Here is a 13,995-nt window from a genome sequence, read left to right as displayed (position 1 = left end):
ACGGGGGCAAAGGGTGAGTATTGACCAGAAAGAGATTGAGCAAGTGGTAAGAGCGGTGTTGGCCGGTATGGGTGCCTCATCGCCAGCCGCTTCCGTGCCGCAGTGTCAGGGTAGCGGCGTATTTACCTCGCTGGATGACGCAGTGGCTGCCGCCACCCAGGCGCAAAAAAAATTACACAGTGTGGCCATGCGACAATTGGCGATAGCGGCCATTCGTCAGGCTGGGGAACAGCATGCACAGCAATTGGCGGAGCTGGCGGTTGAAGAGACCCGTATGGGGCGAGTGGCAGACAAATATGCCAAAAATGTGGCACAGGCGCGGGGAACGCCGGGTGTTGAATCTCTGCATCCTCAGGTGTTGACCGGGGATAACGGCCTGACCTTGATTGAAAATGCTGCTTGGGGCGTGGTGGCGTCGGTTACTCCCTCTACCAATCCTGCCGCCACGGTAATCAATAACGCCATCAGTATGATTGCTGCTGGTAATTCGGTGGTATTTGCCCCCCATCCGGCAGCGAAAAAAGTCTCGCAGAAAGCCATTAGCCTGCTGAATGAAGCAATCGTGGCAGCGGGGGGGCCAGCGGATTTACTGGTCACAGTGGTGAACCCAGATATCGAAACCGCACAACGGCTGTTTAGATACCCTGGCATCGGCCTATTGGTAGTGACGGGCGGCGAGGCGGTGGTGGAAGCTGCGCGCAAACACACCGACAAACGGCTGATTGCTGCCGGGGCTGGTAATCCCCCGGTGGTGGTTGATGAGACGGCGGATATCCCCCGGGCGGCGGCAGCGATTGTGCGCGGAGCCTCATTTGACAACAACCTGATTTGTGCGGATGAAAAGGTACTGATCGTGGTGGATAGCGTGGCGGATGCTCTACTGGCTGAAATGCAACGTCACCAGGCAGTACTGCTGAGTGCGGCACAAACGCAGCAATTACTCCCGGTACTGCTGAAAAATGTTGATGAAAATGGCAAGGGGCAAGTTAACCGTGATTGGGTCGGTCGCGATGCAGCGAAAATTGCGGCGGCTATTGGCTTGAATATCTGCAACGAGACCCGGTTACTGCTTGCCGAGACCGAGGCTCGCCATCCCTTTGCAGTAACTGAGTTGATGATGCCGTTACTGCCGGTGGTCCGTGTGGCGGACGTACAGCAAGCCATTGCGCTGGCGGTGAAGCTGGAGGGCGGCTGCCATCATACGGCGGCAATGCATTCACGCAATATCGAACATCTCGACCAGATGGCCAATGCGATTAATACCAGTATTTTCGTTAAGAATGGGCCATGCATCGCCGGCTTGGGTTTTGGTGGTGAAGGTTGGACCTCAATGACCATTACCACCCCAACCGGTGAAGGGGTGACATCGGCACGCACTTTTGTCCGTCTGCGCCGTTGCGTCATGGTGGATACACTGCGCATTGTCTAACAGGAGGGGCCATGTCTCAGGAACATACATCAGCCGAAACGCTGCAAACCGCACTCTATCAGGCTCTGGACAGGGTTAATGCCCGCCAGGTCAAGGAGTTTGCTGTTCCGCCAGTGACACTGATGGGCGCCGGGGCGGTGGCTCGTAGTGGGGCTGCGCTGGCAGATCGTGGCATTGAGCAAGTCTTTATGATGGTTGATGCTCACTTGCATCTTGCGGGTGTGACTCAGGGGATATTACGCAGCTTGCAACAAGCAGGGGTAACTTACGATGTCTGGTCCTGCCCTGCCGGCGAACCAGTAGAGCGTGATGTACTGGCGGCAGTACAACAGCTACGGCAATCAAACAGTGACAGTATCCTGGCATTTGGCGGTGGCTCGGTACTGGATGCCGCCAAAGCGGTGGCGGTGTTGGCGGCCAACCCAGCATTGAAACTCTCGGCGTTAGGCCCAGAGAGCCGTATAGCGCCACGCTTACCCTTGATTGCCATACCGACTACCGCCGGAACCGGTTCTGAAGCCACCAACATAGCGGTGATTATCTCTGACACGGCACATCATAAACAGGTGTTACTGCATAGCGCATTACTGCCTGACTTGGCGATTATTGATGCCAATTTAACGGTGGGTGTTCCTGCACAGATCACCGCAGCAACCGGCATTGATGCTTTGACGCATGCCATCGAAGCCTATGTGGCCTGCAACGCTACCCCACTGACGCGCAGCCTGGCTTATCAGGCCATTCATTTGATTGGTGAAGCACTCCCGCTGGCGGTGGGGCAAGGGGGGAATATTACCGCCCGCGAAGCGATGATGCAGGCTTCTTATATGGCAGGAATGGCCTTTTCCAACGCGGGGCTCGGCGTATGTCATGCTTGTGCGCATCAGATTGGTGCCGCCTATGGTATTGCCCACGGTTTGGCTAACGCCATTATGTTGCCAGCCGTGATGAAATTTAACCGCCTGGTGTGTAAGCAAACCTATGCTGAAATCGGTTATGCGCTGACTGGGCGGCAGGGCAGCGATGTTGATGCGATTGATGCGGTAGAACAATTAATCGACAGTGTCGATCTCAATGTTGATTTAGCCGCACTGGGTGGCAAGGCGCTGGACTTTGCTGGTTTTGCCAAGGCAGCTATGCAGGATGCCTGCATTCGCACTAACCCACGTACCCTGACGGAACAGCAGATTGTCACGCTGTACCAGAATTCGTTAGCCAATCCCCGGCAAGCAGCCGGATCAAGGGGATGATAATGGGGGCATGGTGGTGAAGATCCAGCAACTACTGAGTGTCGGTATTGATGTAGGCACCACCACCACTCAAGTAATTTTTTCACGCCTGTCATTGGTTAACCGTGCTGCGGTCTCTCAGGTGCCATGCTACGAGTTTGTAAAGCGCGAAATTCTCTGGCATAGCCCGGTGTTATTCACCCCGGTCGATGGCACGGGTTATCTGCAGGAAGATCAACTATTGGCGCTGGTATTGGCACAATATCAGGCAGCCGGCATCGAACCTGCCAGTGTCGATAGCGGGGCAATTATCATTACTGGCGAAACTGCCAAAACCCATAACGCCCGCCAGGCGGTAATGACGCTATCCCAGCGTTTGGGGGATTTTGTGGTCGCCACAGCCGGGCCACATCTGGAATCAGTGATTGCCGGTTTTGGCTCTGGAGCCCAGACACTGTCTGAACGTAAATTGGCGCGGGTGCTCAATATTGATATTGGTGGTGGTACTGCCAACTATGCGCTATTTGATGGTGGGCATATCCAGGCAACCGCCTGTCTTAATGTCGGTGGCCGCCTATTGGAGACTGATCATAATGGGCGGGTTATCCGTGCTCATCCACCCGGGCAGTGGGTGGTTGATTCGTTGTTTGGCCAGGCTACCGAGGTGCAAGCTCTCACCCTGGCCCAACTCAGGCAGGTAGCGGATCGCATGGCGCAACTGTTATGGGAAATTGTGGTAGGCCAACCCTCAGCATTGGCTAAGCGTTTGCTGATGACCGAAGCCTTACCTGATTGCAGCAACCTGTATGCCATCACGTTATCCGGTGGTGTTGGGGAGTGTTTCCGCAATGTGCAGGATGAAGCCGGGTTTCGTTTTGGTGATATCGGCCCATTGTTGGCGCAGGCGATCCACCGTCACCCTGGGTTTGCCACGCTACCGCTGCAGATCCCTAGTCAGACAGTGCGCGCGACAGTGATCGGTGCCGGGGCGCATACGTTATCGTTATCGGGCAGTACCATCTGGTTGGATGAGGTGGCGCTGCCAATGCGCAATATTCCGGTGGTCCATCCACAAGGCAACGAAACCGAGCCATTAGTGACGCGCTGGCAACAAGCCTTGTTACTGATGGATCTCAATGCAACTGCCGATCTTTATGCATTGGCATTACCCACCTCTTTGCCAGTGAATGCGGCGGCGGTGCAACTTGGCATCAGCGCGCTACAGGATTTTACCCAGCGTTACCCTAATCCGCACCCACTGTTGGTGTTAGCCCGTCAGGATTTTGGCAAGGCGTTAGGCATGTTGTTGCGACCATTAATGGCACCAAGAAAACTGGCGGTGATCGATGAAGTGATCACCCGCACTGGCGATTACATAGATATTGGTACTCCATTGTTTAATGGGGCGGTAGTGCCAGTCACCATTAAATCACTGGCATTTCCTTCCTGAGGGAACCTAATTATGAAGCTGAAAACACAGCTATTTGGACAGTCGTATCAGTTTAAAGATGTTAAGCAGGTATTGGCAAAAGCCAACGAACTGCGCTCAGGTGATCTGTTGGCGGGGGTGGCGGCGGCAAGTGCGCAAGAGCGTGTGGCTGCCAAACAGGTACTCTCGGAAATGAGTGTGGCGGATATTCGCATGAACCCGGTGATCCCCTATGAAGAGGACTGCGTCACGCGCATTATTCAGGATGATATTAATGAAACCGCTTATGCCAAGGTTAAACATTGGTCTATTGGTGAATTGCGCGAATATATCCTGCGTGACGAGACCAGCGTGGATGACATTGCCTGGCTACGCAAAGGCATCAGTTCCGAAGTGGTAGCGGCGGTAGCCAAAATATGTTCCAACGCCGACTTGATTTACGGCGGTAAGAAAATACCGGTAATTAAAAAAGCCAATACCACCCTTGGCCTACCGGGGACCTTCAGTGCGCGTCTTCAACCTAACGACACCCGGGATGGTGTACAGAGCATTGAGGCTCAAATCTATGAAGGGCTGGCTTTTGGGGTCGGTGATGCGGTGATTGGGGTTAACCCGGTGACAGACGATGTGGATAACCTGAGCCGGGTGCTGGATAGCCTGTATGGGGTGATCGACCGGTTGGCTATTCCGACCCAAGGTTGTGTACTGGCCCATGTCACTACACAAATCGAAGCTATCCGCCGTGGGGCCCCTGGGGGATTGATCTTCCAGAGCATCTGCGGCAGCGAAAAAGGACTAAAAGAATTTGGGGTTGAACTGGCAATGCTGGATGAAGCACGCGCCGTAGGTGCCGAGTTCAACCGGATTGCCGGAGACAACTGCCTCTATTTTGAAACTGGCCAAGGGGCGGCGTTGTCTGCCGGCGCTCATTATGGGGCTGACCAGGTGACCATGGAAGCCCGGAATTACGGTCTGGCACGCCACTATGATCCCTTTATGGTCAATACCGTGGTGGGCTTTATCGGGCCGGAGTATCTGTATAACGATCGTCAGATTATTCGCGCCGGGTTGGAAGATCACTTTATGGGTAAATTAAGTGGTATCTCGATGGGATGCGACTGCTGCTATACCAACCACGCCGATGCTGATCAAAACCAGAATGAAAACTTGATGATCTTGCTGGCGACGGCGGGTTGTAACTTTATTATCGGCATGGCCATGGGGGATGACATTATGCTCAACTATCAGACCACCGCCTTTCATGATACCGCCACCGTACGCCAATTATTGAACTTGCGACCAGCACCAGAATTTGAACGCTGGTTAGAGCAGTGGGGGGTGATGGCCAATGGCCGGTTAACCGCTCGTGCTGGCGATCCATCGCTGTTCTTCTGAGGTAAATCACCATGGATCAAAAACAGATTGAAGAGATAGTGCGTAATGTCATGTTGCAGATGGCACAACCGTTGACAGAGCAACAGACCACCGATAACTCAACCCAGACTGCTGCTGAAAGCGCCAGTGAAAGCGCGGGTTGCACGCTGGATCTGGGTTCCGCCGAAGCAAAACAGTGGATCGGGGTCCAGGAACCTTGTCATCCAGAGGTGTTACAAGAACTGCGCAATAACACCGCCGCACGGGTCTGTATCGGTCGTAGTGGTCCACGGCCAAGAACCTTGGCGCTACTACGCTTTCTGGCGGATCACTCCCGAGCTAAAGATACTGTATTGAAAGAAGTGCCGCAGGAGTGGGTACAAAAACAGGGGTTGTTGGAGGTGCAGTCGGAAATTGACGACAAAAATCTCTATCTTACCCGCCCTGATTTGGGACGCCGCTTGAGCAGTCGTGCGATAGAAATCTTGAAAGCGCAATGCAAAGCTAACCCGGACGTCCAGGTGGTGATCTCTGATGGTTTATCCACCGACGCCATTACTGCCAACTATGAAGAGATTTTGCCCACCTTGTTGCAAGGGTTGGAGTTAGCGGGCTTGAAGGTGGGAACGCCCTTCTTTGTACGGTATGGCCGGGTGAAAATTGAAGATCAGATCGGCGAGTTACTGGGGGCCAAAGTGGTGGTGTTACTGGTAGGGGAGCGCCCAGGGCTGGGGCAGTCAGAAAGCCTGTCATGCTATGCGGTGTACTCGCCAAAGGTAGCTAGCACCGTAGAGGCGGACCGGACCTGTATTTCCAATATTCATCGCGGGGGAACGCCCCCGGTGGAAGCGGCGGCAGTGATTGTCGATTTAGTGCAGCGCATGCTCAAACAGCAGGCGTCAGGCATTCATCTTAACCGTTAAAAGGAGGTCAGCGTGCCAGCATTAGATCTGATCAAACCGAGTGTCAGGGCGATGCGGGTGATTGCTTCTTTACATGAGGATTTTCGCCGTGAGTTGCAGTTGCCGGCCAGCATTCGCAGCCTGGGGTTACTCACTGCTGATGCTGATGATGTGGCCTATATTGCCGCTGACGAAGCCACCAAACAGGCGCAAGTGGAGGTGGTGTATGGGCGTTCACTCTACGCCGGAGCTGCTCATGCGCCTTCCCCCAGTGCTGGTGAGGTGTTGATTATGCTCGGTGGCCCTAATCCGGCAGAGGTCAGGGCCGGGCTGGATGCGATGCTCAATACCATTGAGCGGGGGCCGGCTTTTCAGTGGGCTAATGATAGCGAAAATACCGCTTTCCTGGCCTATCTGGTGTCACGCACCGGCTCTTATCTTTCTGCTACTGCGGGTATTGCGCAGGGGGATCCGCTGGCTTATCTGGTGGCCCCGCCGCTGGAGGCAACTTATGGTATCGATGCCGCGTTAAAAGCGGCGAATGTCAGGTTGATGAACTATGTTGCCCCGCCGTCGGAAACCAACTACTCATCCGCCTTGATGACGGGTAGCCAGGCGGCATGCCATGTGGCCTGTCAGGCATTCAGTGCTGCGGTACTGGATATTTGCTGTTGCCCAATACAATACAGCTAACGGAAGCGAGCCATGATCAATACGTTGGGATTACTTGAGGTTTCTGGCCTGGTGGCTGGGGTTGATGCGGTTGACGCCATGCTGAAAACCGCGCCAGTCAAGCTACTCAATCACCAGATAATGACACCGGGAATGGTGACCCTGGTGGTGGAGGGGGATTTGGCGGCTTGCCGTGCAGCCGTAGAGGCCGGTGTGGTGGCGGCCAACCGCCGTGGTACGGTGATCAGTCATCACGTAATCGGGCGACCAGATCCAGATACCGAAACACTGGTCACTCATCTACTCGGTTCAATGTGCGCTTTAAGCTCAAATGACCCTGCTTCCAGCAAACTGCAACCACAGCAGTTGTTGGCAATCGTCAGCCAAGCGGTGCGCGGCATGACTGCCGGTGAAGTTGCCGCACAGGTGGATTGTTCGCTGGAACAGGCGCGTCTGGCATTGGAAAAACTCTACCTTAGCGGTCGATTACGCAAGCGTAGCAGCCGTTATCGGCTGAAATAACAGGAACAGTAACCGGTCTATCCAAAGTCTGTACCAATAACTTCCAGTGCTATATCCTCTTGCCTTATCTCCGTTGCCCGTCAATCTATAATATTGTTGGATAACAAGCATCAAAGATGCCTCACCACTATCCCCGTCAAGGCGTAGGGCAGGCTTGGATATTTACACTGTTGACAGTTAAAGAAGACTTAGAGATGGCTTGCCACGGCGGAAATAAAATAAAGTTACTGATGTTACTTCTGTTGTTATTCACTTCTAGCGGGGTATGGGCGGAAGTGCAGAGCCAGGATGTTATTTTGACTGAAGCGACGGTTTTTACTCGTGGTGCCGAGCTGGTTAGCCGCAGCCAAATCAGGCTAGCCCAAGGGGAAAATGAGGTGATATTCACCAATATCGCCGATGGGCTTGATGAAAAAAGCCTGATGGTGGATGCTGATAATGGTGTGGTGGTGCAATCTTTTGGTATCAAACATTATTTTCTCTCTGACATTGAATCACCGGAAATGATCAGTCTAAGCCGACAGATCGAGGCTGAGCGCTATGAGCAGCGCAAATTGGCGGCGCAGCGCCAAGTGATTAAAATGCAGCTAGCGGTGCTGGAAAGTAACCGCAAACTGGGAAGTGAAAAAGAAGATGTTGCTATTGAGCAAATGAACCCGATGCAGGAGCTGGTGAACCAACGTAGTAGCCAACTGCTGCAAGCAGATGTTGAACTGAATGGCAAAATCATCGCGATTGATCAAAGAATAGAAAAGCTAACTGACCAATTCAATGACGCAGAACGGCATTATGCACAACAAAACAGTGCCCAATTTGCTAATCAACTGGTAGTAAAATTTTACGCACCGCAAGCGGTCACCAGCAATATCAAACTGTCATATGTTACTAACAATGCCAGTTGGGAACCGGCATACGATGTGCAGGTAGAGAGCATTAATCAGCCAGTTAAGTTGAGCTATAAAGCTACTATATTTCAAAATAGTGGCATCAATTGGGACAACGTCAAGCTGACACTTTCCACTATTAACTTGAGCGATAGGGCGCAAACACCGCATTTATCGCCTTGGTCTATCGAGTTGTATAATGCGAACAGTAAACGCTCATTATCTTATTATGAGATTAGCGGTGCTAATAGCTTATACACGCGCTTTCGTTTACCTATGCCTTGCAACATTGCTACTGGTGGTAAAGGTCAGGTGGTGTTGATCAAACAGTCAGAAGTGTTGGGTGATTATCGTTATGTGGTGGCGCCGAGAATCGACACCACAGCCTTTTTACAGGTTCAGGTAAAAAATTGGCAAAAACTGAATCTGTTGCCGGGTAAGGCGAGTATTTTCTTTGCTGGCTCGTATGTGGGTCAACAGCGCATTGATACTACTGATGATCAAGACACATGGGATCTGTCATTGGTTCGAGATGACAAGATCATGGTGAGTCGTAAAAAAGAGAAACACCTTACCAGCAAGGCGGGTTTTTGGGGTAACCGCATTCGTCAGCAGTACTCTTACGTTACCCAGGTTAAAAATACCCACAATGAACCGATTAGCTTAGTGGTATTTGACCAAATTCCACTTAGTTCTGATGAAGCGATAACGATAGCTGGGCTCGACTATGGCGGTGGCATTTACGATAGGAACAGCGGAGATGTGCACTGGAAGGTCAACCTGGCAGCGGGGGACAGCCAACAGTTTACGCTAGGCTATACGGTAAACTCACCGAAAGATAAGCAGATAACGGGCTTGTAACCCAGTAGATGCCGGTCGCCAATGAAGTTACTGGGGGCTGGGGTATTCTCGTGCGGATCGGGTTAATGATAATGCTGTGGGTTGTGCCACATTCAGTTTTAGGATAGACGGTAATCACTGAACAAATCGGTGATTGCCGTCTCTCTGTATCTTCAGTGACACGAAGTAGAACATTACTGGCAATGTTTATCATCGGGCCTAAATTGAACACGAGGCTCGGCATTTTGCGTGAGAGCAATATTAGTACCATCTGCCAGGCACAAGATGGCAAAGGAGAGTTCAGGGACACCTTTAGCTAAGTCGGTAACGGCCATCGCGCTGGCTTTTTCACCTTTCAATTTAACCAGGTAGTGTTCACAATCGCCATTACATTGAGACGAGGCTGCATACTGACTGAGTCCAAACTCTTCGATGGTGACGTTACCAAGATAAGACTGCACAATACTATTTTGGTTAAATGCTTGGGTAGCATCTTGTTTCAGGCCATACCAAGCCCAAGTGAACAGCCCTGCGGCCACAATAGCAACCACGACCAAAGTTAACAGCATTTTGCGAATCATTGGGTTCATCCCTACCTCATCACTCCTGAAAAAGAAAGAGGACATTATTAGGTTCGACACAATAAAAAGTAAATATACCGCTCATACTGTAAAGTGCATGCAGGCTAGCTACACTGACATATTCGGATTTATCTGGGCGATTTGTCTCACCAGACTTATCATTCTGCTCACAGCGTTAGCTATGCTCTGAGGGATTAATCAATCACATGCATGAGACACCCCTTTTAATTCGGAACAGCGTAAATGCTGTTTAAAACGTAGTGCGTTTTATCAACTAATGTGATTGAATTTGGGTATATTCCAGCTAATAGTTAAGGAAAATTTTAAAATGGCACACCTTTGTGGAAATAGAATAAAGCGTGGCAATAGAATAAAGCGCCTGACGTTTTCCCTGTTATTGGCTTGTTCTAGCCAGGTGTGGGCAGAGGCCCAGATACAGAATGTTACCCTGACTGATGCCACGGTTTTTATTCGTGGGGCTGAGTTATTTAACCATAGCCAAGTGACCTTACCAGCGGGTGAAAGTGAAATTATTTTTACCAATATCGCCAGTGAGCTCAATGAGCAAAGCCTGCTGCTTGATGCCGATAATGGTGTGGTGGTGCAATCCTTTAGTCTAAAACGCGATTTCTTGGCGGAGAGCGACTCGGCAGAAGTGCAACAACTGACTAAACAGATTGAATCAGCCCAGAGTGAACAGAGCAAACTGAATGTACAACGGGAAGTGATCAAGTCGCAGCTTGCGGTGCTGGAAAGCAATCGTAAACTGGGCGGGGAAAAAGAGGGTGCTACCATTGAGCAAATCAATCAGATGCTGGAGTTGGTCAGCCGCCGGGGGAATGAGTTGCTGCTGGCGGATGTCGAACTGCAGGAAAAAATCGCTGTGATTGACAAAAATATCGCTAAACTGCAAAGCCAACGGGATGATGCACAAGAAAAAAGTGGTGAGGCGGTTAATCAGGTGGTGGTGAAACTTTATACCCCTAAAGCCGTCACCAGTAATCTCAAGTTATCCTATGCCATCCCTGATGCCGGTTGGATGCCGACCTATGATGTGCGGGTTGATAGCATTAATCAGCCAGTCAAGTTGAGCTATAAAGCCAATGTGTTTCAGAATAGTGGCATCAATTGGCACAACGTCAAACTGACACTCTCCAGCGGTAACCCTAGCGAGGGGGCACAAGCGCCCACGTTAGCCCCTTGGTATCTCGATTTGTATCCGGACTACTCTGCCAGCAAGGTGAGTGAGTCGGTTCAAATGGAAGCTCCGGTTGTTGATATGGCGGTGGCAAAGTCTGCGCCAGCCCCAGTACTGGCCAAACGTGCATTGTCTGATTATGTGGTGACAGATACTGGCGGTATTAATAGCCGTTTTACCATTTCCCTGCCTTATAACATTACTTCTGATGGTAAAGGTCATGCGGTATTGATCAAGGAAGCACAGGTGCAGGGGGATTATCGCTACGTGGTGGTGCCGAAAATTGAACCGGAAGCCTTTTTACAGGTTCAATTAAAAGAGTGGGAAAAATTGAATCTGCTGCCAGGCAAATCGAGTATCTTCTTTGAAGACTCCTTTGTCGGCCAGGGATATATCAATGTAGCTGATGCCAAAGAGACGCTGGATCTTTCATTAGGGCGAGACAAGAAGATAATTGTTAACCGCGAAAATGATAAGCAATTTACCGCTAAGCCAGAGTTTTTTGGTAATTCGGTGAATAAACAGTATGCCTATATCACCACAGTTAAAAACACCCGCACAGAACCGGTTAAATTGGTGGTGATGGACCAGGTGCCGCTTAGCCGTGATGCGGCCATTACCGTTGAAGGGCTGAAGTACCCGGGCGCTACCTACGATAAAGACACCGGTGATGTGCAGTGGCTGGTGGAACTGCCGGCGAATCAGACACAAAAATTCACCCTGGATTATACGGTTAAATATCCGAAAGATAAGCAGGTCGCCAATTTGTAATCAGCTGGGGTTATGGTAATAGCCATAACCCCGTTTGAAAATTTTTATTAAGTCGGGATGATAAAGCATCCGCCATTTCAGATGGCGTTGTCGTAAAAGAGTTGAAAATAGCCGAGCGAAAATCTCACTTGTTGGCAAAGTAACGGTTATTCCATGCACGCTAGTGCATCAACTTTCATAACCGTTTGATGGGATTCAGGTTGGCGTTGTAAGGGAGAAAAAGATGCAATTTAATATATGCCTATTTTAGCTGCGGCAAGGTGAGTTGCCCGGATGTTTATACCCGATACGCTAGATTTAGACACCGCGCCGGTTATTCGTCATCACAGCGAACCTAAGGTAGTCACTATCGATAACAGTGGTGCCAACACCGCGGCTTTGGCCACGCTCAACACCGACAAACCCGTTGAGAAAACGATGATGATGAGACAGAGTAAATACCTGAACAACCGGGTTGAGCAAGACCACTGAAATATCAAACGCCGGATACGCTCGATGCTGGGATTTAACTCCTTTCGACGAGTCCAAACGGTCTTGGCAGGGATCGAAGTGGTCACCATGATACGCAAATGACAACGTAAGCGTCCGGAAGGGGAAGGCTTATCCCTGGCAGAGCAGTTTTATCTCCTGGTCGCCTGAAAAAACCACTCCACTTCCGTTTAGCTTCTTAACCTTAATGCGACACAACTCCTTTATTTTCCTACGCTCACTGGGATGCCCATAGCTCTGAATTGCGTGAGGTAAATATAAGGCGAAGCAAAGGGTGGATCGACAATGAAACGCACGTAGCTGGCATTGGTGGGTGGTATTTTATGCGTTGTTCTTATAAGACCATTGTCTGTTACTGTGACTACATTGTCCCATTCTACGCCATCTAGACTTATTTCTATTCTATAGGCCGGGCTGTTCGCTGTAAAACTGTCATCGAGGCTCAATAATGCTGGAGGAGAGGCAGCATGATTCACATCAAAATAACTCAGTGTATAAGTGCCTTGCAAATCTATCTCTAATGTTTGAGGCCCTTCTGTTGGCAAACGAACCCAAGATGGACCATCACTCGTCTGACCATTAAAAACGAAATTTGGTAGTGACCCATTAACCGCATTATTTGGAAAAGTAATGTCAGTTCCGTTTCCAGATGTATTGGCTGTTTTTCCTTGTGCAGCATTTGTTAATACGTTAGTGTTGTTGCATATGCCTTGCTCTACTAATCCGTTAAACCAGTTTTTTGCATATTTTCTATTGCCATTTAAATTGGGGTGTAGGTTGTCAAAAGTGTCAGCGCCTAACTCCATGGTTGGATTATGGTTGATCGAGTGGTCGACAAAAGTAATGGGTGTAGCGTCAGTATTTTCCTCATTTACAAGCGTCTCTATCATATTGTTCATGGTGATGAAATTTTTATATACATCAGGATTAACCAGAAAATTCCCATAAGCATTTTTAGTAAAGTTTGGATATTTCCCAACTAATATCCGAATTTCTGGATTGACGCTGCGCATTTTTTGAATAATGCTACCAAGGCTGTTTATTACGGCTTGAGGTTCACGTGTGGCAAGGCCAATATCATTAACCCCCAACAACAACAGTACGACATCAGGTCTTCCTTGCTGCATCCAATCATTGATCCAGTAATTATCTACTGTATCAGCAGTAACCCCACTAATGGCGGCGTACATCGAGATAACTTGAGGAGATTGGCTTATCATGGGTATATTATAAGCACTCCCTCCCACAAATTGAATATCACAGCCAACCGAACGTGCTAATTCAGCAAGTTGACCACGATAATTATCATAAACGGCCCCATATCCAACCGTGATCGAATCACCCACCGTCATTACTCGTATTGGTGCTGCATATGTAGCTGTCGTTAATAGAAAAAATAGAGTAAAACAAGAAATATTACGCATAAAGAAATTTATAAACATCATAGTAAACCCTCTAATATTATATTCAGTTAACTTGAAGATGCATTTTCCAACGTCTGAAAATTATCATTAATACGAACGACGAGTCAATGTTCCTGCAATTGCAGGCAATGTATGACCAAAAAATTCATTTATTGCGGCCCTGAAGGCTTTTGCAGTGGCGAAGTAACAATTATTTCTTACCTCTTCGTTCATCACCTTCCTTAGTCGTTCTATTTGAGGGGGCGTGGCGG

At 49.9% G+C, this 13,995-nt stretch carries 11 protein-coding genes and 2 pseudogenes; 10 read left to right on the top strand and 3 right to left on the bottom strand.

What is annotated here, in order from left to right; genetic code table 11:
- The first annotated feature begins 19 nt into the window (after nucleotides 1-19).
- From IO95_RS11065 to IO95_RS11030, 8 genes are all read left to right on the top strand, one after another.
- Entirely contained in the window at nucleotides 20-1,429 is a 1,410-nt protein-coding gene (locus IO95_RS11065; protein ID WP_037385379.1) for an aldehyde dehydrogenase family protein, read from the top strand.
- An 11-nt stretch (nucleotides 1,430-1,440) separates the two neighbouring features.
- Entirely contained in the window at nucleotides 1,441-2,679 is a 1,239-nt protein-coding gene (locus IO95_RS11060) for an iron-containing alcohol dehydrogenase (RefSeq protein ID WP_023490280.1), read from the top strand.
- A gap of 16 nt (nucleotides 2,680-2,695) precedes the next feature.
- Complete coding sequence (gene eutA / locus IO95_RS11055) at nucleotides 2,696-4,108, top strand: ethanolamine ammonia-lyase reactivating factor EutA (RefSeq protein WP_152554934.1); 1,413 nt, start codon at nucleotides 2,696-2,698, stop codon at nucleotides 4,106-4,108.
- 12 nt (nucleotides 4,109-4,120) lie between these two features.
- On the top strand, nucleotides 4,121-5,482 hold the full coding sequence (locus IO95_RS11050; RefSeq protein WP_023490282.1) for an ethanolamine ammonia-lyase subunit EutB: 1,362 nt from the start codon (nucleotides 4,121-4,123) through the stop codon (nucleotides 5,480-5,482).
- 11 nt (nucleotides 5,483-5,493) lie between these two features.
- Complete coding sequence (gene eutC / locus IO95_RS11045; RefSeq protein WP_023490283.1) at nucleotides 5,494-6,384, top strand: ethanolamine ammonia-lyase subunit EutC; 891 nt, start codon at nucleotides 5,494-5,496, stop codon at nucleotides 6,382-6,384.
- 12 nt (nucleotides 6,385-6,396) lie between these two features.
- Nucleotides 6,397-7,056: an ethanolamine utilization microcompartment protein EutL gene (gene eutL / locus IO95_RS11040; protein ID WP_023490284.1), complete on the top strand. Its 660-nt coding sequence runs from the start codon at nucleotides 6,397-6,399 to the stop codon at nucleotides 7,054-7,056.
- Between the two features lie 12 nt (nucleotides 7,057-7,068).
- On the top strand, nucleotides 7,069-7,557 hold the full coding sequence (locus tag IO95_RS11035) for a BMC domain-containing protein (protein WP_023490285.1): 489 nt from the start codon (nucleotides 7,069-7,071) through the stop codon (nucleotides 7,555-7,557).
- 170 nt (nucleotides 7,558-7,727) lie between these two features.
- Nucleotides 7,728-9,302, top strand: a complete 1,575-nt coding sequence (locus IO95_RS11030; RefSeq protein ID WP_160165616.1) for a DUF4139 domain-containing protein — start codon at nucleotides 7,728-7,730, stop codon at nucleotides 9,300-9,302.
- Between the two features lie 173 nt (nucleotides 9,303-9,475).
- Here the strand turns inward: IO95_RS11030 and IO95_RS11025 are convergent, their stop codons facing one another.
- Nucleotides 9,476-9,871 (bottom strand): hypothetical protein, encoded by a 396-nt coding sequence (locus tag IO95_RS11025; protein WP_023490287.1) that lies wholly within the window; start codon nucleotides 9,869-9,871, stop codon nucleotides 9,476-9,478.
- A 319-nt stretch (nucleotides 9,872-10,190) separates the two neighbouring features.
- Between IO95_RS11025 and IO95_RS11020 the strand changes: the two genes are divergently transcribed.
- Together IO95_RS11020 and IO95_RS24750 are read left to right on the top strand one after the other, a co-directional pair.
- A complete protein-coding gene (locus IO95_RS11020) occupies nucleotides 10,191-11,831 on the top strand; it encodes a DUF4139 domain-containing protein (protein WP_023490288.1) in 1,641 nt (546 codons plus the stop codon).
- A 315-nt stretch (nucleotides 11,832-12,146) separates the two neighbouring features.
- A pseudogene (locus IO95_RS24750) lies at nucleotides 12,147-12,470 on the top strand (DDE-type integrase/transposase/recombinase); the annotation flags it as partial.
- Nucleotides 12,471-12,523: 53 nt separating this feature from the next.
- On the opposite strand, the gene IO95_RS11010 reads toward IO95_RS24750, so the two are convergent.
- Both IO95_RS11010 and IO95_RS26065 read right to left on the bottom strand, forming a co-directional pair.
- Complete coding sequence (locus IO95_RS11010; RefSeq protein WP_037385343.1) at nucleotides 12,524-13,765, bottom strand: GDSL-type esterase/lipase family protein; 1,242 nt, start codon at nucleotides 13,763-13,765, stop codon at nucleotides 12,524-12,526.
- Between the two features lie 26 nt (nucleotides 13,766-13,791).
- Nucleotides 13,792-13,995 (bottom strand): annotated as a pseudogene (locus IO95_RS26065) (IS630 family transposase); the annotation flags it as partial.

The sequence above is a fragment of the Serratia sp. DD3 genome (assembly GCF_000496755.2).
The sequence above is the reverse complement of the archived record's forward strand: the minus strand, read 5'-3'. Positions and strand labels throughout refer to the sequence as shown.

Coding starts and splice junctions, on each gene's coding strand:
- IO95_RS11010 (WP_037385343.1), bottom strand. CDS start 13,765: ATGATGTTTATAAATTTCTTTATGCGTAATATTTCTTGTTTTACTCTA.
- IO95_RS11050 (WP_023490282.1), top strand. CDS start 4,121: ATGAAGCTGAAAACACAGCTATTTGGACAGTCGTATCAGTTTAAAGAT.
- IO95_RS11025 (WP_023490287.1), bottom strand. CDS start 9,871: ATGAACCCAATGATTCGCAAAATGCTGTTAACTTTGGTCGTGGTTGCT.
- eutC (WP_023490283.1), top strand. CDS start 5,494: ATGGATCAAAAACAGATTGAAGAGATAGTGCGTAATGTCATGTTGCAG.
- IO95_RS11020 (WP_023490288.1), top strand. CDS start 10,191: ATGGCACACCTTTGTGGAAATAGAATAAAGCGTGGCAATAGAATAAAG.
- IO95_RS11060 (WP_023490280.1), top strand. CDS start 1,441: ATGTCTCAGGAACATACATCAGCCGAAACGCTGCAAACCGCACTCTAT.
- IO95_RS11035 (WP_023490285.1), top strand. CDS start 7,069: ATGATCAATACGTTGGGATTACTTGAGGTTTCTGGCCTGGTGGCTGGG.